General features: G+C 63.3%; 21 protein-coding genes and 2 pseudogenes. 7 read left to right on the plus strand and 16 right to left on the minus strand.

From position 1 onward, the window contains the following. Nucleotides 1-157: 157 nt before the first annotated feature. From aptA to ACE039_RS00875, 6 genes are all read right to left on the minus strand, one after another. The gene (gene aptA / locus ACE039_RS00850; RefSeq protein ID WP_485821398.1) at nt 158-1,474 is read right to left on the minus strand and encodes an omega-aminotransferase AptA; all 1,317 of its coding nucleotides are present in this window, start codon (nt 1,472-1,474) and stop codon (nt 158-160) included. Between the two features lie 34 nt (nt 1,475-1,508). Further along, complete coding sequence (locus ACE039_RS00855; protein WP_485821399.1) at nt 1,509-3,140, minus strand: ABC transporter ATP-binding protein; 1,632 nt, start codon at nt 3,138-3,140, stop codon at nt 1,509-1,511. A 2-nt stretch (nt 3,141-3,142) separates the two neighbouring features. Then, entirely contained in the window at nt 3,143-4,000 is an 858-nt protein-coding gene (locus ACE039_RS00860; RefSeq protein WP_485821400.1) for an ABC transporter permease, read from the minus strand. After that, complete coding sequence (locus ACE039_RS00865; RefSeq protein WP_485821401.1) at nt 3,997-4,938, minus strand: ABC transporter permease; 942 nt, start codon at nt 4,936-4,938, stop codon at nt 3,997-3,999. Before ACE039_RS00865 ends, ACE039_RS00860 begins: the two co-directional genes overlap by 4 nt. A gap of 7 nt (nt 4,939-4,945) precedes the next feature. After that, nucleotides 4,946-6,523 carry an ABC transporter substrate-binding protein gene (locus ACE039_RS00870; RefSeq protein WP_485821402.1) on the minus strand — a complete coding sequence of 526 codons (1,578 nt, stop codon included), beginning with the start codon at nt 6,521-6,523 and terminating at the stop codon, nt 4,946-4,948. 61 nt (nt 6,524-6,584) lie between these two features. Continuing rightward, nucleotides 6,585-7,466 (minus strand): alpha/beta hydrolase, encoded by an 882-nt coding sequence (locus ACE039_RS00875; RefSeq protein ID WP_485821403.1) that lies wholly within the window; start codon nt 7,464-7,466, stop codon nt 6,585-6,587. A 113-nt stretch (nt 7,467-7,579) separates the two neighbouring features. Here ACE039_RS00875 and ACE039_RS00880 point away from each other — a divergent pair. Continuing rightward, nucleotides 7,580-7,756, plus strand: a pseudogene (locus ACE039_RS00880) (helix-turn-helix domain-containing protein); the annotation flags it as partial. Nucleotides 7,757-7,792: 36 nt separating this feature from the next. Continuing rightward, entirely contained in the window at nt 7,793-8,485 is a 693-nt protein-coding gene (locus ACE039_RS00885; protein ID WP_485821485.1) for a LysR substrate-binding domain-containing protein, read from the plus strand. Between the two features lie 33 nt (nt 8,486-8,518). Here the strand turns inward: ACE039_RS00885 and ACE039_RS00890 are convergent, their stop codons facing one another. Continuing rightward, nucleotides 8,519-10,075, minus strand: a complete 1,557-nt coding sequence (locus ACE039_RS00890) for an MFS transporter (protein WP_485821404.1) — start codon at nt 10,073-10,075, stop codon at nt 8,519-8,521. A gap of 103 nt (nt 10,076-10,178) precedes the next feature. Between ACE039_RS00890 and ACE039_RS00895 the strand changes: the two genes are divergently transcribed. Continuing rightward, nucleotides 10,179-11,069, plus strand: a complete 891-nt coding sequence (locus ACE039_RS00895) for a LysR family transcriptional regulator (RefSeq protein ID WP_448713151.1) — start codon at nt 10,179-10,181, stop codon at nt 11,067-11,069. 18 nt (nt 11,070-11,087) lie between these two features. On the opposite strand, the gene ACE039_RS00900 is transcribed toward ACE039_RS00895, so the two are convergent. The 3 genes and pseudogenes from ACE039_RS00900 to ACE039_RS00910 all read right to left on the minus strand — a co-directional run. Further along, complete coding sequence (locus ACE039_RS00900; RefSeq protein WP_105556133.1) at nt 11,088-12,086, minus strand: Bug family tripartite tricarboxylate transporter substrate binding protein; 999 nt, start codon at nt 12,084-12,086, stop codon at nt 11,088-11,090. Nucleotides 12,087-12,131: 45 nt separating this feature from the next. Next, on the minus strand, nt 12,132-13,310 hold the full coding sequence (locus ACE039_RS00905) for a CaiB/BaiF CoA transferase family protein (RefSeq protein ID WP_485821486.1): 1,179 nt from the start codon (nt 13,308-13,310) through the stop codon (nt 12,132-12,134). A 210-nt stretch (nt 13,311-13,520) separates the two neighbouring features. Continuing rightward, nucleotides 13,521-14,366 (minus strand): annotated as a pseudogene (locus tag ACE039_RS00910) (hydroxymethylglutaryl-CoA lyase); the annotation flags it as partial. Between the two features lie 142 nt (nt 14,367-14,508). Between ACE039_RS00910 and ACE039_RS00915 the strand changes: the two are divergent. Beyond that, entirely contained in the window at nt 14,509-15,438 is a 930-nt protein-coding gene (locus ACE039_RS00915; protein WP_448713154.1) for a LysR family transcriptional regulator, read from the plus strand. Nucleotides 15,439-15,576: 138 nt separating this feature from the next. Here the strand turns inward: ACE039_RS00915 and ACE039_RS00920 are convergent, their stop codons facing one another. After that, on the minus strand, nt 15,577-16,332 hold the full coding sequence (locus tag ACE039_RS00920) for an SDR family NAD(P)-dependent oxidoreductase (protein WP_485821405.1): 756 nt from the start codon (nt 16,330-16,332) through the stop codon (nt 15,577-15,579). On the opposite strand from ACE039_RS00920, the gene ACE039_RS00925 reads away from it, so the two are divergent. Next, entirely contained in the window at nt 16,326-17,459 is a 1,134-nt protein-coding gene (locus ACE039_RS00925) for an AraC family transcriptional regulator N-terminal domain-containing protein (RefSeq protein ID WP_485821406.1), read from the plus strand. The two genes, ACE039_RS00920 and ACE039_RS00925, sit on opposite strands and share 7 nt — an antisense overlap. Before the next feature lie 49 nt (nt 17,460-17,508). Then, nucleotides 17,509-17,952, plus strand: a complete 444-nt coding sequence (locus ACE039_RS00930; protein WP_485821407.1) for a DUF695 domain-containing protein — start codon at nt 17,509-17,511, stop codon at nt 17,950-17,952. A gap of 66 nt (nt 17,953-18,018) precedes the next feature. Here ACE039_RS00930 and ACE039_RS00935 read toward each other — a convergent pair whose 3' ends face one another. After that, complete coding sequence (locus tag ACE039_RS00935; RefSeq protein WP_485821408.1) at nt 18,019-19,509, minus strand: methyl-accepting chemotaxis protein; 1,491 nt, start codon at nt 19,507-19,509, stop codon at nt 18,019-18,021. Between the two features lie 156 nt (nt 19,510-19,665). Continuing rightward, a complete protein-coding gene (locus ACE039_RS00940; protein WP_485821409.1) occupies nt 19,666-20,580 on the minus strand; it encodes a LysR family transcriptional regulator in 915 nt (304 codons plus the stop codon). 99 nt (nt 20,581-20,679) lie between these two features. Between ACE039_RS00940 and ACE039_RS00945 the strand changes: the two genes are divergently transcribed. Further along, the gene (locus ACE039_RS00945; protein ID WP_485821410.1) at nt 20,680-21,867 is read left to right on the plus strand and encodes an MFS transporter; all 1,188 of its coding nucleotides are present in this window, start codon (nt 20,680-20,682) and stop codon (nt 21,865-21,867) included. A 21-nt stretch (nt 21,868-21,888) separates the two neighbouring features. Here the strand turns inward: ACE039_RS00945 and ACE039_RS00950 are convergent, their stop codons facing one another. From ACE039_RS00950 to ACE039_RS00960, 3 genes are all read right to left on the minus strand, one after another. Further along, entirely contained in the window at nt 21,889-24,189 is a 2,301-nt protein-coding gene (locus ACE039_RS00950; RefSeq protein WP_485821411.1) for a xanthine dehydrogenase family protein molybdopterin-binding subunit, read from the minus strand. Further along, the gene (locus ACE039_RS00955; protein WP_485821412.1) at nt 24,186-24,659 is read right to left on the minus strand and encodes a (2Fe-2S)-binding protein; all 474 of its coding nucleotides are present in this window, start codon (nt 24,657-24,659) and stop codon (nt 24,186-24,188) included. The genes ACE039_RS00950 and ACE039_RS00955 overlap by 4 nt, the downstream gene beginning before the upstream one ends. Nucleotides 24,660-24,830: 171 nt before the next feature. After that, a complete protein-coding gene (locus ACE039_RS00960) occupies nt 24,831-25,388 on the minus strand; it encodes a dihydrofolate reductase family protein (protein ID WP_448713161.1) in 558 nt (185 codons plus the stop codon). Nucleotides 25,389-25,496 lie beyond the last annotated feature (108 nt).

Below are 25,496 nucleotides of genomic sequence, written 5' to 3' on the forward strand. Positions count from 1 at the left end.
CGGAACGGATCGCCGCCGCAGCAAGCGCAGGCGTTGGCGGAAAATTCGTACGTATGGATTCAATTGCGCGTCAACGCAAGTAATCGAATACGACTGGTCTTGGGCGGAGCCCGGCCAGGAAATTCGATCCATGCTCCCGCTTTGAGTCACCCGCCAGTCATAGGCCGTCAAGAAGTAGTGCTTGTCGCAAACATTCGAATATCTGTTCGACTTGAACAGGGCTGATGATCAGCGGCGGCGAAATGACGATCATGTCACCGGATGCGCGCACGAGCACGCCGTGGTCAAAGCAATAGCGTGCGACATCTGCGCCCCGCATGCCGGCTGCGCCGGCTCGCGGCGCCAGGTCTACAGCGCACAACAGGCCGATGCTACGCACGTCGTTGACATGCGGCAGGCCTTTGAGCGCCAGCGCGCAAGACTGCCAGAAGGGACTGATCTCTTGCACCATGGCGTTGATGCCCAGTTCCTGATGCAAACGCAGCGTCGCCAGCCCGGCGGCGCAGGCCAGCGGGTGGGCGGAATAGGTGTAGCCATGCATCAATTCCACCACTTGCGGCGGGCCGGCCATGAAGGCCTCATAGACGCCGCCGCTGACGATGACGCCCCCCATGGGCACCGCACCGTTTGTCAGCCCCTTGGCCACCGTCATCAAGTCGGGCGTAACGCCAAAGACCTGCGAGGCGAAGTTGCGGCCAACGCGCCCGAAGCCGGTGATCACTTCGTCAAAAATCAGCAACACGCCGTGCTGGGTGCACAGCTCGCGCAAGCGCTGCAGATAACCGACCGGTGGCGGATAAACGCCGCCCGAACCGGTTACCGGCTCGACGATGACGGCGGCAACCGTGCTCGGGTCCTGGATATCCAGCAATTGCGCGAGCGCTTCCGCATAGCTGGCGCCCTGCTCGGGTTGCCCGGCGCTAAAGCGCATGCTGGCGTCATAAGGCAGCGGCAAATGGCTGACTTCACCCAGCAGCGGGCCGAAGTCGCGCTTCTGGCGGCCGATACCCGAGACGGAAAGGCCGCCAAAGCCCATGCCGTGATAGCCCTTGGCCCGGCCGATGAACTTGATGCGGCGGCTGTCGCCGCGTGCCTGATGGTAGGCGCGCGCGATCTTCAAGGCCGTGTCGACGGCTTCGGAGCCAGAGTTGGTGAAGAACACCCGGTTCATGCCTTCGGGCGCCAATTCAATCAGGGCGTCCGACATGGTCTGCGCCGCCGGGTGGCTCATCTTGAACGAGGACACAAAGTCCAGCCGAGCGGCGGCCTGTTGAATGGCCTGCACGATGCTGGCCTGGCCGTGACCGGCGTTGACGCACCACAGGCCGGCCATGGCGTCCAGAATCTGGCGGCCGTCGGACGTGCGGTAGTACATGCCGTCGGCGCTATCGAACATCATGGGCTGCTGTTGAAACTGCCGCATGGGAGTGAAAGGCGCCCAGAATGCATCGGAAACGGAACTGGCGTCGGTCATGGAATCTCCTTGAATGATTGAAACGGGGGCCGGCTCAGGGTTGCGCCGAGCGGATGCGATAGCCACCGTTGGCTAGCCGTTCCAGCGGGCTGGCAGCGGCCAGCAATTTGCGTGTATAGGGGTGTTGCGGATGGTCGAACAAGGCATCGCGGCCGGCGACTTCCACTATTTCTCCCTGGCTCATCACCGCGACGCGATGCGCGATCCGTTCAACGGCCGCCAGATCATGCGAGATAAACAAGCAGGCAAACCCGTATTGCTTCTGCAAGCGCTCGAACAGATCCAGAATCTGCTTCTGGATGGTCATATCCAGCGCCGAAATCGGTTCATCGGCAATGACCATCTTCGGCCGCCGCACCAGCGCACGGCCGATGGCCACACGCTGACGCTGGCCGCCAGACAGCTGATGCGGGAAGCGGTCACGGAACGACGGATTCAAGCCGACATCGTTCAGCGTTTCCGCTACCCGTGTGCGACGCTGCGAGGCGTCCAGGTCATCACTATGACGCAAAGGTTCGTCCAGAATCTGCCCTATTCGCATACGAGGGTCCAGCGAAGAATAAGGGTCCTGAAAGATCATCTGGCATTGCAGGCGGGCGCTGCGGTGGACGGACCTGAGCAGATCCACGCCATCGAACTTGATGCTGCCCGCGCAGGGTTTGACCAAACCCGCCATAGCGCGCCCCAGCGTGGTCTTGCCCGAGCCGCTGCCGCCGACCAGGGCCAGCGTTTCACCTGGCGCGATGCTGAGATCCACGCTGCGCACCACGCGATAGGCGGCGCTACGAGACCAGAAGCTGCGCTGACCGGGGTATTCGATGCACACGCCTTTGACCTCGACCAGTGGTGCGCTGGCCTGGGGCAAAGGGGGTAGAACGCCACGGCGCGGCAGCGCCTCCAGCAACTGACGGGTGTAATCGGCTTGCGGGTTGAGCAGGATGGACGCCGTCGGCCCCTGCTCGACCGCCTGTCCATTACGCATGACAACGACCTTGCTGGCGTAGCGCGCCACCAGCGAAAGATCATGACTGATGAAGAGCACGGCCGTGCCCTGCTCCCGGGTCAGCTCCAGCATCAGTTCGATGACATCCAACTGCGCCAGGCAGTCCAGCGCCGTGGTCGGTTCATCGGCGATCAACAGGGCCGGACGCAGCAGCATGACCGAAGCCAGCATGATGCGCTGGCGCATGCCGCCCGAAAATTCGTGCGGATAGGCGGTCAGGCAGCGCACTGGATCCTTGATACCGATGCGCTCCAACATGGTCAGGCAGCGTTGGCGTATATCGGCGGCGCTGAGTTGGGTATGCAGTTTGAGTGCTTCACTCATCTGCCGGCCTATGGTCAAAGCCGGGTTGAGCGAGACCATGGGTTCCTGGAACACCATGCCGATCTCGGCCCCGCGCACACGACGCAAGGCTCTGGCGTTCCGGGTGTCCAGAGCCTGACCCTTGAAGCCTATGCTGCCGCCAACCACCTGCATGGGAGCGGGCAACAGGCCGATCACGGCGCGGGCGGCCATGGTTTTGCCGCTGCCCGACTCGCCCACCAAGGCCAGGATCTCGCCTGGCGCAAGCTCGAAACTGACATCGTTCACGGCCAGCGGGCCATCCAGGCCGGCACGGATCTTAAGGTTCTTCACAGACAATAGCGGCGCTTTCTCGGTCATGCTCACTTCCTCATGCGCGGATCGAGGCGATCGCGCAAGGCATCGCCAAACAGATTGATACCCAGCAAGGCCATGCTGATCAGCACACCGGGAAACACGCCCAGCCAGGCGGCCGAAGCGATGTAAGGCCGGCTAGCCGCCAACATGCTGCCCCAGGTGGCGGCAGGCGGCGGCACGCCCAGACCCAGAAAGCTCAATGCGCTTTCGGACAGCAGTGCCCAGCCGAACATGCTGGTAGCCAGCACGCACACCGGCGCCAGGCAGTTGGGAACAATGTGGCGGAACATCGTGTACAGCTCGGAATTGCCGATGACTCGGGACGCCTCGATGAACTCGCGCTCACGCAGCGACAACACGCTGCCGCGGACCACACGCACCACCGACGGCGTATAGGCCATGCCCAAGGCAAGCACAATGCTGTATTGGCTGGCGCCCAAGACGGCCATGATGCCCAACGCCAGCAGGATTCCCGGAAAGGCCAGCAAGGCGTCGTTGAACATCATCAGGATGCGGTCGGTCCAGCCACGAAGGTAGCCGGCCAGCATGCCTATCATGGTGCCGCATGCCAAGGCCACCGCCACGGACAGGAGGCTGATCCACAAGCTGGTCGAGGCGCCAATGATCAGACGGCTCAGGATATCGCGGCCGAACTCGTCCGTACCCAGCCAATGAAGCGCGCTCGGCGCCTGAAGGCGGACGCTCAGATCCAGCTTCAGCGGGTCATACGGCGTCCACACCAGGCCCAGCAGGGCCAGCGCGACCAGACCCAGCAGGAGGCCACCGCCGATCAAGGCATTGAGCGCCGGCAGGCTGCGGCGCCGCGCAGGCACTGCCGGCAGAGAGATGGCGTTGCCATTCATAGTTTCACCCTGGGATCAAAGACCGGATACAGCAGGTCGACGATCAAATTCACCACGACATAGATGCTGGTGATCAACAAAAGACACCCTTGCAAGACCGGATAGTCGCGCGCAAAAATCGAATCCACCATAAGCCTGCCGATGCCCGGAAGCGTGAAGACGGTTTCCAGCACCGCGATGCCGCCCAGCAGATTGCCCAGAATCAGGCCCACCAGCGTCCAGGTCGGCGCAAAGGCATTGCGCAAGGCATGGCCCCACAGCACCGCCGTTTCCGACAGGCCCTTGGCGCGGGCGTGGGCGATGTACTCCAGCCGCAGGACCTCGATCGTGCTGGCGCGCGCCATGCGGGCAATCGAGCCAAACTCCACCAGCGTCAGCGTCACCACAGGCAGGACCAGGTAGCTCAGCCCTCGCAAGGGATCTGCGCTGACGCTGACGTAGCCAACGATTGGGAGCCAGCCCAACTGCATGCCGAAGAAGTACAGCAGCAGCAAGCCCAGCCAGAAGGCCGGAATCGACAGCAGCAAGGTCGCGCTGGCGACCAAGCCCAGATCCATCAGGCTGTTCTGCTTCCATGCCGCGTAGAGGCCAACCGGCACGGCCAGCAGCACGGCAAGGCCAACCGAAATCAGGACGATGACGGCGCTGACGCTGAAGCGCTCGACCAGCAGATCCAGCACCGGCTGGCTGCTGCTGATGGACAAGCCGAAATCGCCGCTCAACACGGCCCGGATCCAGATCAGGTACTGGGTCACGATAGAGTGATCCAGACCCAGAGCCTTGCGCATCTCAGCCAGGCTGTGCGCGTCTGCCATATCCCCCAGCATCAGCAAGGCCGGGTCGCCGGGGATAAAGCGGATCAGGCCAAACACCATGATGGAGATCAGCAGCAAAGTGGGCAGCGCCATGCCCAAACGCTGAAGGAAGAATCGCAACATGACGGGCCTATTTCGCGGTCGCGGCCAAAGACACACCCCACAGACGCGGCTTCGATATCGGCCAGGTCCGATAGCCCTGAATGCCGTCACGGAAGGCGCCAATGGCGGTGCCGTTGTAGATGATGACCATGGGCACATCCTGGATCAACATGCCATGCAGCTGATCAAACAGCGCCTGGCGCTTCGCTGGTTCGGCTTCACGCATGGCTTGGCGCAAGACGCCGATGGCGTCAGCGTTGTCCCAGACTTTGCGGGCTTCCTTGGACTTGTCGCCCAGCAATTGCTCAAAACTCAAGGCCGGGTCGAACCGCGGCGAATAGGAGAACGACATCATTTGGTAGTTGCCGCTCTGGTAGCGTTCCAGCTGCGTGCCCCATTCCAGCGTTTCCATCTGGATGTTGATGCCCACGGACGCCAGCATGGCCTGGCTCAGAATGCCCATATCGAACATCTGCGGGTAACGCTTGTTCACGATCATCTTGATCGGCTGGCCGCGATAGCCCGCAGCGCTTAGCAAGGCGCGCGCCTCGGCCAGATCGGTGCCATAGCCCTTGGCAGTGGCCGCGTCATAGTAGGTGCTGCTGCTGGGTACGGCCGAGTTGTTGACCTGGGACAGTCCGCTGGACAGCGTGGCCACCATCTGGCCGTAATCCAGCGACAGCGCAATGGCGCGGCGAATGCGCACATCTTTCAGCAGCGGGTCACGGGTCTGGAACAGCAAGCCGTTGATGGACATGGCAGGGCTGACCTGGATGGTCACGCCCTTGGCCTGCTTCAAATCAGCCGCGTCCGTTGCCGTCACGTCGGGCAGCAGGTCGACGCCACGTGCCATCAGCGCGGCCTTTGCCGTGGCACTGTCAGGAATCACGACAAAGCGCACTTGGTCCACCAGCGCCTGCTTGTTGCCGGTATAGCCATCCGGCATGGCCTCGGCGCGTACGGCGTATTCGGCAAAGCGTTGCAGGTCAATATATTGCCCGCGTTGCCACTGCCCCAGTTTGAAGGGCCCGGTACCGACCGGCGCACGCCACGCCCCCTCGGGCGTCAGCGAGTCCGGATGCAGAATGCCGGTGCCGCCGCAATCGGTCCTGGCCATGGTCGCCAGAAACAGGGCATTGGGCTGCTCCAGCGTGAAGACCACGGTCATCGAATCCGGGCTGCTGATGTCCTGCACCTTGAGCAGGCCACGGCCATCAAAGTCGGCCAGGCAGCGCCATTGCGTCTTGGGATCCAGGTAACGGTGCCAGGTCCACAGGACCTCGGCCGCTGTCAGCGGTGCGCCATTATGAAAGCGCACGCCGTCGCGCAATTTGAAGCGATAGCTGCGTCCATCGTCGGAAACGCTGATCGACTCGGCCAGCATGGGGCCCACGGTCGCGTCTTCGCGGTAGGCCACCAGGCCCTCCACCACATGCATGACGACGGCGTCGGTGTTCTCGTCCCGGTTGACGCCAGGGTCGGTGCTGCGGATATCTCCGTTGATGCCGACCTGGATGCGTGATGGCTCGGTAGCGTGAGCCCCGGCCGCCGCCAGCGCCAATGCCAGCGTGGCGCAGCTCAGGGCGGCTTTTACAGTGTTGTGCATGAAGTACTCCTCCTTCAATGGGGTGGGCTGCATGGCCAGTGTCAGGCCATGCCGCTTGTGCTTATTGCTGCACTTGGCGGGCCCGCCGTTCGCGCAACACCGCGGCGAAAAATTTCTGCGCGGCCGGCATGACTTTGATGCCCATGTGGGGCACGTTGGGAATTTGATCCAGCGTGGCCTTCACTCCGGCGGCTTCAAAGCTGGCGCGCAGACGTTCCAGCCGCTCGGGTCGGGTGCGGCCGGCGTCATTGGCGCCTTCCATGTAGTGCTTGCCACCGGGGCGATGGGTGATCTCCCAGGTTTCAAGATCGGCAGCGCCCACCACCATGTGGATGGGCACCTGACGCAAGGCGTCCAGGTTCAGCGCCTTGCCAAAACGCGTCTCCATATCGGCCACGCCCACCCACCACTTGCGATCGGTGTCCAGTAGCGTGACCGAACCGGGCGCGCCTATCGACGCGGCCCAGAGCCGGTCGGGGTGCAGATAGCAGAAGCGGTTGGTGAATTGGCCGCCGCCCGAATAGCCGAAGAGCCCAAAGGTGTCGAAGTGACGGCCGTATTTCTTGCCGACCTCTGCGACCATATCCAGCAGGATCTGGTCATACCGGATATCGCCTTCAAGAATTTGCTTGTAGCCGTCGCCATTGCCATCGCCCTGCACGCCCACCGGAAACAGCGGCGCCAGGATGATGCAGTCGTTCCAGCGGCCGAACTCGGCAAAGCTGTTCCGGTAGGTCTCCATCGCGCGGTTTGAGCCGTGCACCACAACCACCAGGTCCACCGGACGCGTCGCATCTTCGATGGACTCGGGCACGTAAAGACAGTACGAAAAACGCTTGTCGCCCACATGGGAGTAGACCGTCGTCGGCCCTTGATCGTAGAGACGCCGCGCGGTTTGTCGCGCCAGCAGTTCGGCCTGGGATTCCGGGGTAGCAGTGCTCATGGTCTAAACCACTCAATGAGAAAGACCCGCAGTATCCGTCAGCGTCTAAACAAAGAAAATCTAATTTAATTTTAATTAGGGTAAAGTAAACCTTTACCTGAAACCTACGCGACATGAGCAGCATCCGGTTCCTCAGAACATTTATTGCTGTCGCCGAGGAAGGCAGCTTTGCTGCCGCAGCCGATCGGGTCGCGTTGACCAGCGCCGCTGTCGGCCAGCAAATGCGCGCGCTTGAAGATGAAATGCGGCGAGCCCTGTTTGAGCGCAACCACAGACAAACGAGTTTGAGCCGCGAAGGGCAGCTGTTGCTGCCGCGGGCCAGACGCTTGGTTGCCGATTACGAAGCGATGCTGGAAGACCCCGATCGCGACTTGCGCATGGAAGGCGAAATCACGGTAGGCGGCATCATTTCGGCCATGGGCCTGCTGGCCAATTGTCTGGTGCAGTTGAAGGCCATTCATCCCAAAGTGTCGGTCACGCTGACCAGCGCTCGTTCAGATGAATTGGCGCCACTGTTGCTGGCCGGCGAGTTGGACGCAGCCGTGGTGGTGACGTCGCCCCGACAGGACTTCAAAGGCCTGAGCTGCTCGCGGCTATATGACGAACCCCTGATCTTGCTGGCAAGCGCCGAGGCTCATGCCAGAACGCCGGACATCACGGAGCTGCTGGCTACCCAGCCCTATATTCGCTATGACCGCAATACGGCCACCGGTTCCAAAGCCGACCGGGTGCTGCGCCGCTTGCGAGTCAAGCCGCAAGAAATCCTGGAGCTCAACTCGATCCTTGGCATTGCGGCGCTGGTGCGCCAACAAGTGGGTGTCAGCTTGGTGCCCTTGCTGCAAAACGTCTATTGGAACGAGGACCGAGCCTTGAAAGTGCTGTCATTGCCGGGGCCGCAAGAATTCCGCAGCATCAGCATCGTGGAACAGGGCCGAAAACGCCATCTGACTGGCGAAATCAGCCGGTTGCTGCGCGTCGCTTTCGATTTACGCGGCCGCCCTAGAGAGCGCAAGAAATAAGGCGAATGGACATTTGATCAGCGCCCGGCGCACTCAACTGGTCGCCTCGCCCGTCGATACTCCCTGACGGGCATGGACGGGCTTGACCCCGTCGTGCCCTTCCCGTCCGATGAACCAATACAGCGCCACCGCAGTCACCACGGTCACGCCGCACAGCACGTAGAGCAACGCGGCAAACGCCTGTCCCGACGCCAGCGCCAATGCGGTTTGCTGCACCGACGGCAGCAGCGTCATCGCCCCGGCCACATCGCCGGCCACCAGCCGCTGAGCCGCCGTCCCCACCGATGCCGCCCCTTCCTGCGCGACGGCCGCAAGATAATGGGACGTCAGCCCGGCCAGTATCGCGCTTACGATCGCCAGGGCCAGGCCCTCGCCCGCCACCCGCGAGGTGCTGAAAATGCCAGCCGCCATGCCGGCGCGCTCCTTGGGCACCACGCTCACCGCCAGCCCGTCCATCAGCCCCCAGGGCAGACCAATGCCCACGCCGATCAGCAGCATCGGCCAGACCATGGCGGACACCTCGGCGTGCCCCATCACGTGACTCAGCCAGGCCAAGCCCGCGGCGTTCGCCAGCAATCCAACGGCGCACAGGCTCGCTGCCGAAAACCGTTGAACGAGGCGCCCCGCCAGCATCGGCACCACCATCAACGGGGCCGACAACGCCATCATCAGCAGGCCCGCATGCACCTCGTCCAGGCCGGACACCGCGATCAGACGCACCGGCAGAAGAATCAAGAGCACCACGAACCCATACGCCGGCGCCGCGGCCAACAGTTGCACGCCGACGAAGCGCGGATGACGGAACAGCGTGAGATCCAGCAACGGCCGCTTGCTGCGCAGCTCGATTTTTACGAAGGCAATGAACGACAGCACGCAACCCGCCAGCAACCCCAAGGTGCCGCGATCCGCCCAACCGGCGGCTGGCACGCGCAGCGCCATGCATGTCAGCAACGCCAACGCGCCCGAGAACGTGAAGGCTCCCGCCCAGTCCAGCCTGCCCGCATCCGGATCGCGCGATTCGCGTAGATAGCGCCATCCCAATCCCCACGCCGCCAGGGCCATCAAGACCGTCAGGCCGAACACGCCGCGCCAGCCGAATTGCGCTACCAGCAAGCCCGACAGGATCGGCCCGAATGAAAGTCCCACGCCGAAACTCGTGCCCATCAAGCTGAAGGCCCGCGTGCGCGCCGCGCCATCGAATTCCTGCGCCAGCGCCGCGGCGCCTGCCGACAAAATCGCCGCGCCGCCCAGCCCCTGCGCGGCCCGCAATAGGTTGAACACCGCCATTCCCGGGGCCGCGATCAGCGCCAGCGACGCCAGCACGAAAAGGGCCGCGCCCCACAGATAGACCCGCCGGCGCCCATGCCGGTCGGCCAGCCCGCCGGCGGCCAACAAGGTACTGCCAAACGCCAGCATGAACGCATTGGTCACCCAATTGAGCGCCTCCGGGCTGGCAGGCAGCGCCTGCGCCAGCGCAGGCAGCGCAACCGCCGGGCCGGTAAAACTAAGCGGCATCACCAGCGCGCCAAGGCAGACGGCGGCAAGCACCAACCGCCGCGAGGCGGAAGAAGACGAAATGGGCGTGGTCATGGTCAATGCGGAATCCGAAAAGGGATTTCAAGATAACGGGGCAGCCTTGACCGATAAATGGGGTAATAATCCGATCATTACGGAATAACATTCTTGAATAGACATGGACCGCCTTGCCGCTCTTATGCCCTTTGTCTGCAGCGCGGAGCTGGGCAGCTTCGCCGCCGCAGGCCGCAACCTTGGCCTGTCGCCCTCCGCCGTGGGCAAGGCCGTTGCCCGCCTGGAACAGGACCTTCAGGTGCGCCTGTTCCAACGCAGCACGCGCCGCATGCAGCTCACGGAAGAAGGTCGCCTGTACTTCGAGCGCTGCAAGCGCATCCTGGACGATCTCGATGACGCCCACGCCATGCTTTCGCGCACGCGGGACGAACCGCACGGCCGCCTGCGCGTCAGCGCGCCGCTGATCAGCTATCACTTCCTGCTGCCGGTATTGCCCGACTTCGCGGCGCGTTATCCCGGCGTCGAGCTTGATCTGGACTTCAATGATCGCGTCGTGGACCTGATTGGCGAACGCATGGACGTCGCGATCCGCAGCGGCGACCTGCCGGACTCCCGACTGATGGCCCGGCCGTTAAGCCGGTTTCGGATGTTGCTATGCGCCTGTCCGGAATATCTGGCGACGCACGGCACGCCGCAATCGCCGGATGACCTGCACGCGCATGCCGCGGTCCGCTTCCGCTTTCCAAACTCTGGACACCTGCAACGCTGGCCGCTGACGGACCCCGACCCTGCACTGCGCACCGCGCTCACCTGCAACAACATGGAAGCGCTGCGCGGCGCGGTGATACAGGGTTTCGGCATCGGCTGCATGCCGGATTTCCTGGCGCGCGATGCGCTGGCTGCGGGCGTTCTGGTAGAGGTGCTGCCCCAGCACACCGAAGGCGCCGGCCGGTTTCAACTGGTGTGGCCGTCGAACCGGAACCTGTCGCCCAAGGTGAGGGTGTTCGTGGACTTCATGGGGCAGCGCTGCGGTGATGCGCAGGCGGCCCTATGAATGCAATGGCGCCGGGCCTTATTGCAGTTCGATATTCGCGTTCTTCACGATTTGCGCGTATTTTCGGGTCTCGCTCTTGAAGTATTCGACCGTATCGGCGGAATCCCGCATGGTGATCCTGTTGCCCTGCAGGTCCATGGCCTTCTTTGTTTCGGGGTCGCGGTACGCCGCCTCGAAGGCCTTGTACACGCGCCGCACTTGATCCGCCTGCAACTTCGCGGGGCCAATCACGGCAAACCAGCCTTCCACTTCGTAATCGGGCATGCCCTGTTCACGAATAGTGGGAATGTCCGGCGCTGCCGGACTACGTTCCTTGCTGCCCACGCCAATGGCTTTCAGCGCCCCGCTTTTCAGGTGCGGCAAGATGGACGGCAGCGAGGTCACGCCAAAGTCAACCTGCCCGCTCATGATGTCGGTAACCATGGGGCCCGTTCCCTTGTAGGGAATGTGGCGAATTTTCAGTCCGTTTTGCTGCAGGAACAGCTCGCAACCCAGGTGCAGGATGGTGCCATTGCCCGATGATCCGTAGTTATAGGCGTCGGGCTTCGCCCGCAAGGCCGCGACCAGATCGCGCACATTGCTGTAGGGCAGCTTTGTCGGATTCACGACCAGAAGCAGCGGCGTGGTGCCGATGACGGAAATGGGCGTGATGTCCTGGATGGGGTCGAACGGCACGGATTTCAGCACGCTGGGAAAAATCACGTGGTTATTGGACACGACGCCCAGGGTGTGGCCGTCGGCCGTGGCGCGCACAATGGCCGAGGTGCCCAGGATACCGCCAGCACCCGGCTGGTTTTCCACCACCACCGACTGCCCGAACGCCCGATTCAACGCCGGCCCGGCGGAACGCACGATCGTGTCCACACCAGAGCCCACGCTGATGGGCAGAATCAACCGTACTGGCCGGGCACTGTCTTGCGCACGCGCCACGCGCAGCGGCAGAGCGGCCCCCAGCATGCCCGCCCCCAAGACGCCCAGCATCCCACGCCGAGTACAAGATATGTCGTGTGTCTTCATGATGCTGTCTCCTCTGGTTTTATAGGTATTGGCACGGCCAGGCGGTCAGTGGATGACGCCTTGCTCGCGCAGCTTGTGAATACTCTCGTCGGGGTAACCCACGTGTCTCAGCAATTCCGTGGTGTGTTCCCCCATGATGGGCGGTTGCAGCCGCACATCCAGCCGGGCGCCGTCCATGGTGATCGGAAACAACGTCACCTTCGCTTGCTGCCCGGCGCGTTCGCCATCGGTCAACCGTATATTGGCCAGCCCACCGGTGGCGCACAGATGCGGGTCGTCAAAAAGCGCTTCCGGCCGGACGATGGGCGCGAACGGCAAGCCGTTCTTTTCGAAGACGCGCGCCAATTCGTCTACCTCGTACCCCTTCAAGCGCGTCCGCAGATCGGGCAACAGTTCCGGGCGCGCTCGCACGCGGTCGTTGTTCGTTTTGAGATGCGGCGAGTGCTTAAGATCGTCAAACCCGAAGGCATCGCAGAACGTGATCCATTGCGCGTCACTGACGGCTGCCAGGAAGATCTGGCCCTCGTCCTTCACGGTAAAGACGTCGTACAAGGCCCAGGCGGAAATGCGCTCGGGCATGGGCGCGGCGGCCTGGCCGGTGACCGCGTATTGCAGCATGTGTTGCCCGACCAGGAAGACGTTGTTTTCGAACAGCGCCGATTGCACTTCCTGTCCCTGGCCCGTCACCGCGCGTTCCTGTAGCGCACCCATCGCGCCTATCGCGCCAAACATGCCGCCCATGATGTCGTTCACACTTGAGCCGGCGCGCAAGGGGTCGCCCGGGCGTCCCGTCATGTAGGCCAAGCCGCCCATCATTTGCACGACTTCGTCCAGCGCGGTGCGTTGTTCATACGGGCCGGGCAAGAACCCTTTGCAGCTGACATAGATCAGGCCGCGATTTCGCTGACTTAACGATGCGTAATCCAGACCGTATCTGGCCATGACGCCGGGCCGAAAGTTCTCGACCACGATATCGGCGCTGGCGCATAGCTTGCGCGCGGCGTCGGCCCCGGCAGGGCTGCGCAGATCCAATGAAATGGACTTCTTATTCCGGTTGAACATCGGGAAAAAACCCGCGCCCGCGCCCAGCAGATGACGGGTACGGTCGCCCTCGATGGGTTCGACCTTGATCACCTCGGCGCCCAGGTCCGCCAGCACCAGACCGCAGGTGGGCCCCATCACCATGTGGGTGAATTCCACCACACGGATACCGGCTAACGGCAAACGGCGTGTCCTGCCAACCGCCGGTGCGGCGGGCGCAGAGGCGTCGCCGCACGAAGCGCCGTTATGTTCTGGCGCGTGTGCTGGAGCGGCGGCAGCGTCGTCCGCGGCCGGCGCCGCGCCTTTCCAGATCTTCGGCAACCCTGCTTGCGCAATCGAGCCGCGCAGCGTTTCCCCTTCCAGCCAGACGCCGGCCTGTTTACGCAAGGCCAGCAGCTGCGGCAGGTCCAGCCCCGTGTCCACGCCCATGCTTCCCAGCAGATAGGCCAGGTCTTCGGTGGACACGTTGCCACTGGCGCCCGGCGCATGGGGACACCCGCCGATTCCCGCCAGACAGGCATCGAATCGCGTGATGCCGGTTTCCAGCGCCGCCATCACATTGGCCAGCCCCAGGCCCCGCGTGTCGTGAAAATGCGCGCACGTCAGGCGGTCGCCGGCAATGCGGCGCGCGGCTTCAAACAGCCGGCGCACCATCAGGGGATCCGCATACCCCACGGTGTCGGCCAGGCTGACACAATCAACGCCCGCATCCAGCAACGCCTGCATCAATCGCAGCACTTCCGCCGGCTCCACATGCCCCTGCAACGTGCAGCCGAACGCAGTGCCCACGCCGCCTTCAAGCAACATGCGGGAACCGGCGGCATCGCGCGCCGCGCGAATTCTGGAGACTTCCTTGACCACGTCGTCGGGCGTCTTGCGCAGATTGGCCAGACTGTGGGCATGGCTGGCCGACAACGGCACGACCATCAGGTCCGCGCCAGATTCGATGGCGCGTTCCGCCCCTTTCAGGTTGGGCACCAGCACCGTCGCCCGCAAACCGGGAAACGTCCGGGCATAGGCCACCAGCTCGGCCGTGTCGGCCAATTGCGGCAGCAGGCGCGCCGGTACAAACGAGCCGACCTCGATTTCGCGGAGCCCCGCGGCATAGGCCTGCGCAATCCACTCACGCTTGATGGCGGTGGGCACCACCCTTGCCAGGCTTTGCAGGCCGTCGCGCAAACCCACCTCACGCAAGATCGCGCGGGCAGGCCAGCCAGTAGGAAGTTCGGTAGCAAACATGAATGGCTTCGTCCGATAAGGCAGGAATAGACGTAGTGTAGATTTCACATATCGGCCGAATAACGATCATTTGGAATGCAAAACGTTCCAAAACGGAATATCTTAGGCAGGGTTTGATGACTTTCCTGTAACGGGACTTCCCATGCGCGACCTGGACCTGACTTCATTGCGGCTATTCGTGGCCGTTTGCGAAACCCGCAACATTGCCCGGGCGGGCGAGAACGCCAACATCGTCGGATCCGCCATCAGCAAGCGTCTGGCCCAGTTGGAAAGCGCCGTGGGCGCCAAACTCCTGACCCGACGCAAACACGGCATGGAGCCCACGCCAGCCGGGGAAACGCTGCTGGAACATGCCCGCGCGATCATGACCAGCACGGCCCGGATCGAACGCGACATGTCCGCCTATTCCCATGGGCTGCGGGGCCAGATCCGTGTACTGGCCACGTCCTCCGTGCTGGCCGAATCGCTAGCCGAGGATGTGGCAATGTTCCTGCAAGACCCGCGTCATCGGAGCATCCGCGTCGACATGGAAGAAGGCTTGAGCCACCAAGTGATCCGCGGCATCAAGGAAGGCGTGGCGTCGTTGGGCATCTGCTGGGACGCATCGCCTCTGGATGGATTGCAGTCCCGCCCATACCGCAACGATCACCTGGCGATGGTCGTGCACCCCGCCCATCCCCTGGCACGGGAATCCACGTTGCAGTTCAGCCAAACGCTAGATTACGAACATGTGGGCATGCCCGTCGCAAGCTCCGTGCAGGTCATGTTGCACAGGGCCGCCGCGCAAGCCGGAAAACCTTTATTGCACCGGGTGATCGTGTCGAACTTCGATTCGGCCTTGCGTGTGGTTCGCGCGAACCTGGGCATAACCATCGTTCCCCGCGAAGTCGCGCAGCCCTATGCGCACGCAACGGGATTGATCGTGATTCCGTTGACCGATGCCTGGGCCGAGCGGCGTTTCACCTTGTGCTTTCGCGACGAAGAAAATCTGTCGCCCGCCGCGCAGGTGCTTCTGGAACACCTGGCCAATGTGGCGCGTCACGACAACACCGCCGCGGCGCTCAAGCCATGAATCATCCCGCTGTGTACCATCGACAGTTCGAAGGTATGGAGGTAAGTGTGGGATGAAGTGGCGAATGATCCGCCACATCACGGTCGTCACCCGGTCCAGTCCTTGCAGAACGGCGCGCTGTCTTCGCGTATCGCTCGATCAAATCGACTGACCGCCCGAGACTTCGATGCGCTGGCCGTTGACCCAGCGATTATCCGGGCCCAACAGGCTGGCGATCATGGGGCCAATATCATCCGGCACCCCCACACGGCCAAGCGCGGTCAGGTCGGCGAAGGCCTTGTTGTAGTCGGGGATATCGCGCACCGCGCCGCCAAGGAAATCGGTTTCGATGGCGCCGGGCGCAACGGCGTTAACGGTGATGCCTCGGCTGCCCAGTTCCTTGGCCATGTACACGGAAAGCGTTTCCACGGCGCCCTTGGCGGCGGCGTAGGCCGAAAACCCGGGAAAAGACACGCGGGTGAGGCCCGACGACAGGTTCACGATGCGGCCGCCGTCCGCCAGCAGCGGCAGCAGCGCCTGGGTCAGGAAGAACACGCCCTTGACGTGGGTGCCAAAGAGCGCATCGAACTGCGCCTCGGTGGTCGACGCGAAGTCCGCCATCTCGCCGTGGCCCGCGTTGTTGATCAGGTGATCGAACCTGTCACGGCCCCAACTGCTGCTCAACGCCTCGCGCAGGGCGGCCAGGAAACCCGCAAAGGACGCCACGTTGTTCGTGTCCAGTTGCAGCGCGATCGCCTTGCGGCCGAGCGCTGCGATGTCGGCGACCACCGCATCCGCCGAAGCCCTGTCGCTGCGATACGTGATGATCACGTCGCCACCATGGCGCGCGATGCTCAGGGCCGTATTGCGGCCCAGACCTCGGCTAGCGCCGGTAACGAGAGAAATGGTTGTCATGGAAAGCTCCTGAATCGTTGAGCGTTCATGTTAGGAGTTGCCGCGTCAAGCAGGTTGCCCGATCATATTGGCCACTTGCCTATTTGTTTTATCGTAGAGAACCGGAAACGCCAGGCATACAATTTCCAGACGATTTCCTCTACGCGTGTTTGCCCAAGACAATGAATTCACTTGCCCAATCTGCTGAATCTTGCGTGGCAACGGCCGACCCATCCAGGCATGTCGGCGTAACCGACGCCTTGTTGCAGGTAGCGCGGCGCTACGCCGATGCACATGTCAACGGCGAAGGCTTCGCGGCCACTTCCATCGACAGCGTAGCCCTCCTGCGTGAAGCCTCGCCCTCCCCCCTGCAACACGCCATCACCAAACCCTTGGTTGCCTTGGTTTTGCAAGGCCGAAAGCGCGTGACCATGGGCGCCAGGACCTTCGAATTTGGCGCGGGCGAATCCTTGCTGATCACGATGGACGTGCCGACGGTCAGCCAGATAACCACGGCCAGCGCGGCCGCGCCTTACTACTCGTTCGTCATGCAATTGGACTTGGGCGTGATCACGGATCTGCTCAGCGAAATGCGTGCCCTGCCGGCCGTGCCCGATCAACCCGTGCGCGTGGATCCCACCGAAACGGAAGTGGCGGAAGCCGCGTTACGGCTGATCAGATTGCTGGACCGGCCAGGCCCGATCGCCTTGCTGGGCCGCCAACTGGTACGAGAACTGCACTACTGGCTGCTGGTTGGCCGGCATGGCAACGCGATTCGCGCACTGGGTGTCACGGACAGCCACGCGCATCGCATTGCACGCGCCGTTGAAATCCTGCGGAAGAAATTCACCGAGCCCTTGCGCGTCGAAACCCTTGCCAATGCCGCCGGCATGAGCCTGTCGGCGTTTCACACGCATTTTCGTAGCATCACCACGCTCACCCCGCTGCAATTCCAGAAGCAGCTGCGCCTGCTTGAAGCTCGCCGACGCCTGCTTGCAGAAGGGGCCGCAATCAGCTCCACCGCCTATGGCGTCGGGTATGAAAGCGTGACGCAGTTCACGCGGGAATACGCGCGGATGTTCGGCCAGCCACCGGGACGCAGCATCCGTGAAGCCCGCGCGCTGGCGCATTCGCACGAGGTTTTGTAGGATCCAGGGCTGAACCCGTCGGTTCGGCTTTTACACAGGAATATATTCAATGAGCAGCATTTTCCCAGGCGATCTCTGGGCAGTGGGTGAAACCCGCATCAATGGTTTTTCGGTCATCGTTCGCTTTCGTACCGGACTGCCGTCGGCGCCTGATCGTCAGGTCAACGAGAACTTGATCATTGTCTCTTGGCCATATACCGGCATGGAGTCCGGCATGCCCAATGACGAAGACAAGAAAAGCACCGACAGCTTTGAAAGCGCCATCGAGAAGGGCTTCGAGAACTCCAATGTGGGCGTGCAGGTGGTTGGCCTGACGGGCAATAACCTGAAAGAGTGGCGTTTCTACACCCACGACGTGGATGCCTTTATGGAGGCATTCAATCAATGCCTGGCCGGGCACCCGGCCTACCCCATCAATCTACGCGTGTTCAAGGATCCGGATTGGAATGGGTTGTCGCAATTGCAGCCCAAAGGCTCGGAACAGCTCCATTGAATGATGGACCAGCGGCGCCCGCGCGCCGCAGCCCGCGCAAGCCCCGGCTTACGGCGCGTGCGTCGCTCAGGCACTGGCCAGTGCCCGCCTGACCGGAGACGGCGCGATTCGCTTTGGCGCCGGCGCATCAGACAGCTGGCTGCCTTGCAAGCGAAACACGCTAACCGCTTGCAGCAATTGGGCGGCCTGGGCTTGCAGGGCCGTGGACGCGCTTGCGGCCTCTGCGATCAGGCCTGCGGTTTGCCGGGTCAGTTCGTCCATCTTGGCCACCACCTGATTAACCTCTTCGATATCCGCGCTTTGGGCGCGGCCGGCGTCGCCGATCTGGCCGACGATGCCCGCAACCCCGTCAATGCTGGAAACGACTTCACGGATCACGCCGGCCGCGTTGTCGGCCTGACGGAATCCATTCGTGGTCTTTTCCAATGACCCCTCGATAAGGCCGCGAATCTCGCGGGCGGCGCCGGCGCTACGCTGGGCCAGCGCGCGGACTTCGGTGGCCACGACCGCGAAGCCCTTGCCGCTTTCACCCGCGCGGGCGGCCTCCACGGCCGCGTTCAAGGCCAGGATATTCGTTTGAAACGCGATGCTGTCGATCACGCCGATGATCTCCGAGATCTTCTTCGCTTCCTGCTGGATTTCTCCCATCACGGTCGCGACGCCGGCCACCGCCGTACTCCCCGTGCCCACGATCTGCCGCGCCTGATCGGTCAGTTGCCGGGCCTGCATGGCGTGCGCCGCGTTGTCATGGACATTGGCGGCCAGGCCACGCATCGACGCCACGGTCTGTGCCAGCGAATCGGCCTGCGCGCGCGAACGCTCCTCCAGCTTCTGGTCGCCCTGCATCATTTCGCCAGACGCGGCCGATAGCGTCGTCGCCGTGGCGCGCACTTCGCTCATGGTCCGGTGCACCGCGTCCATGGTTGTCTTGAAGCTGCGGCCCAGGCCGCTATTCATGCTCAAGCCGCCAAATCGCAGGTCGAATACCCCCGGCTCGCGTCCGATATGCGCGCTAAGCCGGGCCAGCTCTTCGGCGGCGATGCCGGCGCGTTCCATCTTCCAAGCCAGCCATCCCAGCGCCGTAGCCTGCACCACGACATAAGTGGCATGCAACAGCACCATTCCCAGGCCGGGTTCCGTGAAGCAGATCGTTCCGTATCCCCATTGCTGGAGGAAATTGAAAGACAGGTGATGTACCGCGATCACCAGGGCCGCGCACAGAATGGTCCGCCAATCCCGGTACGCCAGCAGCACGGAGAGCAGCACGAAGATGCCGAAGTGCATCTCGGCCATGCCGGACATGAGGTGAATATGAAGCGCGGCCAACACCATCAGGCTACAGGCCACCGCCAGGCGGGTGGACAAGCTACCCGGCCGCCACAGGATCAGCAGCGTGGGAATGCCCGCCGCCACCGCGCCTACCGTGACAGCGGCGCCCCATCGGCCATATTGCGGCGCCAGGCATAGGCCAACGATGAATAGCAGCCAGAGCAGCGGCAACATCGCACGGTCGGTCCGGCGATACGATTCTTCCAGCAAGCGGCTTGCGGTGCGCATGGGCAGATCCTTCGGCAGGGGCGCGAGGGGTCCGCGCAAACGCAATTTTGATAGAAAAATTGCAGTTTGTGAATATTTGTTCCAAATAATTCATGACGGAGGCCGACAGGCGCCCGCCCGTCCATGAGCGGAAACTGAAGAGAGCCCGGCATTGCCCTATGACTTCTTGGCGCCGGAAGGCGCCTTCCACCGCAGCGCATCAAGAACCAGCGAAAAGGCATGGGACGGTTGCTTGCGGCTTGGGTAGTACAGGTAGTATCCGGGGAATGGTGGGCACCAATCCTCCAATACGCGCACCAACCGCCCTTCCTGAAGGTGCGGCGCGAACTCTTCTTCAGGCAGGGACGCTATCCCCAATCCCGCCACCGCCGCATCCACGATGCTGGGCGAAGTGTTGAAGACCAGTTGACCATCCACCCGAACGTTCAGTGATTGGCCGCGACGATCGAAGTCCCAGGTGTAGAGCCCCCCTGCCGTCTGCATGCGCATGTTGATGCAGTTGTGGTTGAGCAGGTCGCGCGGCACCTTGGGAATTGGATGCGTCTGGAAGTATGCCGGCGAAGCCGCGATCGCCATGCGCAATTTCGGCCCCACGGGCACCGCGATCATGTCCCTGTCGATGGTATCGCCCATCCGCACGCCCGCATCGAAGCGGTCGGCCGCGATGTCCCGGAATCCGTAGTTGACGTCGAATTCGACTTTGATGTCTGGATATTCCAGCAGCAGGGGCGTCAGCTTGGGTAGCAGCGTGGTTCGAAGAATGTGCTCGCCGCACGTGATCCTTACCGTGCCGGCCGGCTTGTCCCGCATCTTGGTCAGTTCATCGAGTTCCGCGTCGATCTCGTCAAATCGGTTCCCGATGGCATTAAGCAGGCGCTCGCCGGCGGCCGTGGGCGACACACTGCGCGTGGTGCGCGTAAGCAGCCGGATCGACAGCCTGGACTCCAGGCCGCTGATGGCCTGGCTGAGGGCCGACTGCGTGACGCCCAGCAACGAGGCGGCGCGCGTGAAGCTGCCTTCCCGCGCCACGGTCACGAAGTACAGAAGATCGTTCAGGTTGCGTTTGACCATGGCAGGAGTCTCCCATGAACTATTAATTAGTGGAACTAATATACCTTTTAAGATTTCATTAGCTAGTCAAGTGGCTTTCCGTGCCCCAAGATTCACGGCATGAAAAAACAGTATCGATCCCATGGCGATCCGAACTGGAGCGGCGTGTTCGCCATGTCGCTGTGCGTCTTTGCGCTGATTGCCTCCGAGTTCATGCCCGTCAGCCTGCTGACGCCGGTCGCGGCCGACCTGCGCGTCAGCGACGGAATGGTCGGCAAAGGCATCGCCATCTCTGGCGCGTTCGCGGTACTGACCAGCCTGTCCATCTCGCGGCTTGCCGGCGACATGAACCGCAAGACGCTACTGCTTGCGTTGACGGCGCTGATGGCCCTCTCCGGCGCCGTGGTGGCACTGGCGCCAAGCTACCTGATCTACATGGTGGGGCGCGCGCTCATTGGCATGGTGATCGGCGGGTTCTGGTCCATGTCGGCCGCGACGGCCATGCGCCTGGTGCCTCCCGAGCAGGTGCCGCGCGCACTGGCGATTTTCAACGGAGGCAATGCGCTGGCGACGGTGATCGCCGCACCGTTGGGAGCCTGGCTGGGCGCTATCCTGGGTTGGCGTGGCGCTTTCTTCTGCCTCGTGCCGGTGGCGGCGGTGGCGCTGGTCTGGCAGTGGATCAGCCTGCCGGACATGGCGGCCCAAAAGCGCGCGCCGGGTTCCAGCAACGTCTTCAAGGTACTGGCAAGCCCACCGGTGGCCCTGGGAATGGCCGCTTGCGGCGCGTTCTTCATGGGGCAGTTCGCCCTGTTCACCTATGTGCGGCCGTTCCTGGAAACCGTGACGATCGTGAACGTGACCACGCTGTCGCTCATCCTGCTGGCAATCGGCGTGGCTGGCGTCATCGGCACGGCGCTGATCGGCTCGGTCCTCAAGCGCAGCCTGTACGGGGCGCTGATCGTCATTCCCGTCCTCATGGCGGTGATCGCGTTGACGCTGATTCCTTTCGGTGCGCGGGTCGCTACCGTGGTCGCGTTGCTGGCCCTGTGGGGCCTGATGGCGACCTCGGCCCCGGTAGGCTGGTGGAGCTGGATCGCCGACGCCATGCCTCGCGACGCGGAGGCCGGCGGCGGCCTGATGGTGGCGGTGATCCAGTTGGCCATTGCGCTGGGCTCCACCCTTGGCGGCCTGCTGTTCGATTCGACAGGCTACCAAGGCACCTTCATGGCAAGTGCCGTGGTGCTGCTGTTCGCGGCATTCCTCGCCTTCCTGACCTCGCGGTCGCAAGCCCGGACAAGCAGCCGCTGACCCGGCCTGCGCCGCACCCGTTCACGCCGATCGAACCACCGTGCGCACTGGCAGGCTGCGCACGTGCTTGCCGGTGGCAGCAAAGATCGCGTTGCAAAGCGCGGGCGCCACGGGCGGCACCGGCGGCTCGCCGACGCCGCCAGGCGGCAGGGCGTGGTCGTCATTGACCAGGTGGGTCCGGATGACGCGCGGCGACGCATTGTGGCGCAATACCTCGTAATCGTGGAAATTGCTCTGCTTCACGCGGCCCTTCTCGAAGGTGATTTCGCTGGTAAGGGCCAGGCTCAGGCCCATGACGGCGCCGCCTTCCATCTGGGCGCGGATGCGCTCGGGGTTGATCTGCGGCCCGCAGTCCATCGCCATGTCCACCGCGATGATGCGCACTTCGCCCTTGTCGTCCACGGCGACCTCGACCACGGTGGCGGTGTAGCTCATGAAGCTGTAGCAGAATGCCAGTCCCAGGCCGTGGCCCTTGGGCAGCGTGCGGCCCCATCCGGCGCCTTTACATGCCGCCTCGATGACCCCGCGCAGGCGGCCGGTGTCGTAGGGATAGCGTTCGGGTGATTCGGAGTAGTTCCAGGTGTCGGCCAGGGTGCCCGGGTCGATGCGTCGCGCCGGACCGATAAGGTCCAGCGCGAAGTCCTTGGGATCCTTGCCTGCGCGGTCGGCCAACTCGGCGATGAAGCATTGCGCCGCGAAGGCATGCGGAATGTTGGCGACAGAGCGGAACCACCCGATGCGGGCATGAGCCTCGACTTCGGCCGTTTCCACCTGCACGTTCGGAATGCGGTAAGGCATGTTGATCGCCGACATCGCCGACTCGAACATCTGCTGGCCTTTGGCGCCTTCGGAAAAAAGAGAGGCGATGGTGGGCGCGGCGCTGCGGTGCAGCCAGGATTGAACCTGTCCGTTCTTGTCCAGGACGGCCTCCAGCCGTTCGACCGAAACGGTGTGCAGGTAATCATGGCGGATGTCGTCCTCGCGCGTCCATACCAGCTTGACCGGCGTGCCGTCGGGCATGGCGCGGGCGACGATGGCGGCCTCATCCACGAAGTCGGGCTTGGACTTCCGTCCGAAGCCCCCGCCCAGCAGCAAGACGTTGACCTTGACGTTGGCGGGTTCAAGCTTAAGGCGGGCAGCCACGGCGTCGCGCGCGGCCGCGGGGTTCTGAACGGACGTCCAGACCTCGGCTTTGCCCCCTTTGATCAGCACCGTGGCCACCGGCGGTTCCATCGAAGCGTGGGCCAGATGCGGCACGTAGTACTCCGCAGCCACGCGCTGGGCTTCGGGCGCCTTGGCCCAGGCCTGCGCGGCGTCGCCTTGATGGCGTATCGCCTTGCCGGGCCTGCGCGCCGCCGCCTCTAGCGTCTGGCGGTAGGCGCCGGAGTCGTAGCCGCCATTTGGGCCATCGTCCCATTCGATTTCCAATGCGTCGCGCCCCTGGCGCGCGGCCCAGGTGTTGCGGGCAACGACCGCCACGCCGCCCAGTGGCTGGAAGGCGGGCGCGCCCGTCATCGCAGGAATTTCCACGACCTTCAGCACACCCGGCACGGCCAGCGCCTTGGCGCCGTCGAAGCGACGCAGCCGGCCGCCCACGACGGGCGGGCGCGCCACCACGGCATAGACCATGCCGGGCAGGCGCATGTCCATGCCGTAGGTCGCCTGGCCTTTCCCGATGGCCTCCAGGTCAACCAGGCGCACACGGTCCTTGCCGATGTACCGGAACTCGGTCCGGGCCTTCAACTTGAGCGCGTCGCCCGTCGGCACCGCCTGCTTGGCCGCGTCCGCCGCCAGTTCGCCATAACTCAGCCGGCGTCCAGTGGGCGGGTGCAACACCTCGTGTTGCACGGCCTTGACCTCAAGCACCGGAACGGACCAACGCGCCGCGGCCGCGGCTTCAAGCATCTGGCGGGCTGCCGCCCCCACGCGCCGCATGGGCATCAGGAAATGACGGACGCTGCGCGAACCGTCCACATTCTGGTTGCCATAGCGGGTCTCGTCGGCGTCCGCCTGCACGACCTTCACCCGCGCCCAGTCCGACTCCATTTCGTCCGCCACCACCATGGGCAAGCTGGTGCGCACGCCGGTGCCCATCTCGGCGCGGTGTGCCACGATGGTGACGGTGCCATCCGGCGCGATAGAGACGAAAACCAGCGGATCATCCACCGTGCCGCCGGGCATGGAGTCGGCGCCATATTTCTGGACGGCGGTGTCGGCCGCCCAGGCGGCCGTGACCACGCCCTTGGCAGTGACTGCGAGGGTCAACGCGGCGACGGTGCCTTGCAAGAATCCGCGCCGGGAGAGTTGAGCAATGGCGGTCATTGCTTGTCTCCCTGTGCCAGGCGAAGGGCAGCCTGCTGGATGGCGGCGCGGATGCGCGGGTACGTGCCGCAGCGGCAGATGTTGCCGCTCATGGCGTCGTCGATCTGCTGTTCGGTGGGGTTGGGGGTTGTCTTGAGCAGGCTTACCGCCGTCATGATCTGCCCCGCCTGGCAGTAGCCGCACTGCGCAACGTTGTTCTCGACCCAGGCCTGTTGCACGACCTTGCCCAAGCGGTCCGCCTCCATGCCTTCGATCGTCGCGATCGCATGGCCGACGGTAGCCGAGACCGGCGTGACGCACGAACGGATCGGCGAGCCGTCCATGTGGACCGTACAGGCCCCGCACAAGGCCATGCCACAGCCGAATTTGGTGCCGGTCATGCCAAGCTCGTCGCGCAGGGCCCACAGCAGGGGCATCTCATCAGGCGCGCTGATCTCTTTGGTCTGGCCGTTGACTTGAAGACGCATCATGGACGAACTCCTTGGGTCAGAGCCAAGAACATTGTGCGATGCCCCGAACGAGGGGAATTGGCTCGAAAGTAAGTCATTCTGGTGGAAAATTCCGCCGCAGACAATTAGCCGGGCTAATAGGCACTTTAAGCGTTCACGGGGTAATCGTGCGCTAATTGGCTCGCCTTGGCGTCAGCGCGCGCGCCGGTAGTGCATGGCGACCACACCGCCACGGAGCGGCTTGGCAGAGACCAAATCGAGCAGTCGCGTACTGGGCAGCCCGCCCTCGAACAGCGTCGGGCCGTGCCCGGCGATCCTAGGGTGAATAAGGAATTGGTACTCATCGACCAGATTCAGCCGGTCCAGCTCGGCCGCGAGCTTGCCGCTACCGACCAGTACACCCCTCGGGGTCTCGTCCTTGAGCTTCTGTACGCCAGTGCGCAGGTCGTCTGCGATGGGGTGGGTGTTGATCCACGAGTAGTCCTTTCGCGTCGAGGACACCACGTATTTCGGCTTGGCATCCAGCTTGACGGCCCACTCGCGCATCGCCGCTGAAGCCTCGACGTCGCCGCGGGCGACGGCCGGCCAATAGGCCTCCATCATCTCGTAGGTGACCCGCCCCCACAACACCGCCCCGCACGCGTCCATGAGCCGGGTGAAGAAGGCGTGCGTGTCGTCGTCGGCAATCCCTTCCTGATGGTCTACACAGCCGTCAAGGGTGACGTTCATACTGAAAGTCAGGATTCCCATGATGTCGTTCTCCCGAAATTCTCAAATCCAGCCCGACCTTTGCGAATAAATCTGCGGATTAAAGATACATCAGGCCGGGATGGACTTGAATAAAATTCGACACCTGGC

This window comes from Achromobacter maghribensis (genome assembly GCF_057334215.1).

Coding starts and splice junctions, on each gene's coding strand:
- aptA (WP_485821398.1), bottom strand. CDS start 1,474: ATGACCGACGCCAGTTCCGTTTCCGATGCATTCTGGGCGCCTTTCACT.
- ACE039_RS00855 (WP_485821399.1), bottom strand. CDS start 3,140: ATGACCGAGAAAGCGCCGCTATTGTCTGTGAAGAACCTTAAGATCCGT.
- ACE039_RS00860 (WP_485821400.1), bottom strand. CDS start 4,000: ATGAATGGCAACGCCATCTCTCTGCCGGCAGTGCCTGCGCGGCGCCGC.
- ACE039_RS00865 (WP_485821401.1), bottom strand. CDS start 4,938: ATGTTGCGATTCTTCCTTCAGCGTTTGGGCATGGCGCTGCCCACTTTG.
- ACE039_RS00870 (WP_485821402.1), bottom strand. CDS start 6,523: ATGCACAACACTGTAAAAGCCGCCCTGAGCTGCGCCACGCTGGCATTG.
- ACE039_RS00875 (WP_485821403.1), bottom strand. CDS start 7,466: ATGAGCACTGCTACCCCGGAATCCCAGGCCGAACTGCTGGCGCGACAA.
- ACE039_RS00890 (WP_485821404.1), bottom strand. CDS start 10,075: ATGACCACGCCCATTTCGTCTTCTTCCGCCTCGCGGCGGTTGGTGCTT.
- ACE039_RS00895 (WP_448713151.1), top strand. CDS start 10,179: ATGGACCGCCTTGCCGCTCTTATGCCCTTTGTCTGCAGCGCGGAGCTG.
- ACE039_RS00900 (WP_105556133.1), bottom strand. CDS start 12,086: ATGAAGACACACGACATATCTTGTACTCGGCGTGGGATGCTGGGCGTC.
- ACE039_RS00915 (WP_448713154.1), top strand. CDS start 14,509: ATGCGCGACCTGGACCTGACTTCATTGCGGCTATTCGTGGCCGTTTGC.
- ACE039_RS00920 (WP_485821405.1), bottom strand. CDS start 16,332: ATGACAACCATTTCTCTCGTTACCGGCGCTAGCCGAGGTCTGGGCCGC.
- ACE039_RS00930 (WP_485821407.1), top strand. CDS start 17,509: ATGAGCAGCATTTTCCCAGGCGATCTCTGGGCAGTGGGTGAAACCCGC.
- ACE039_RS00935 (WP_485821408.1), bottom strand. CDS start 19,509: ATGCGCACCGCAAGCCGCTTGCTGGAAGAATCGTATCGCCGGACCGAC.
- ACE039_RS00940 (WP_485821409.1), bottom strand. CDS start 20,580: ATGGTCAAACGCAACCTGAACGATCTTCTGTACTTCGTGACCGTGGCG.
- ACE039_RS00945 (WP_485821410.1), top strand. CDS start 20,680: ATGAAAAAACAGTATCGATCCCATGGCGATCCGAACTGGAGCGGCGTG.
- ACE039_RS00950 (WP_485821411.1), bottom strand. CDS start 24,189: ATGACCGCCATTGCTCAACTCTCCCGGCGCGGATTCTTGCAAGGCACC.
- ACE039_RS00955 (WP_485821412.1), bottom strand. CDS start 24,659: ATGATGCGTCTTCAAGTCAACGGCCAGACCAAAGAGATCAGCGCGCCT.
- ACE039_RS00960 (WP_448713161.1), bottom strand. CDS start 25,388: ATGGGAATCCTGACTTTCAGTATGAACGTCACCCTTGACGGCTGTGTA.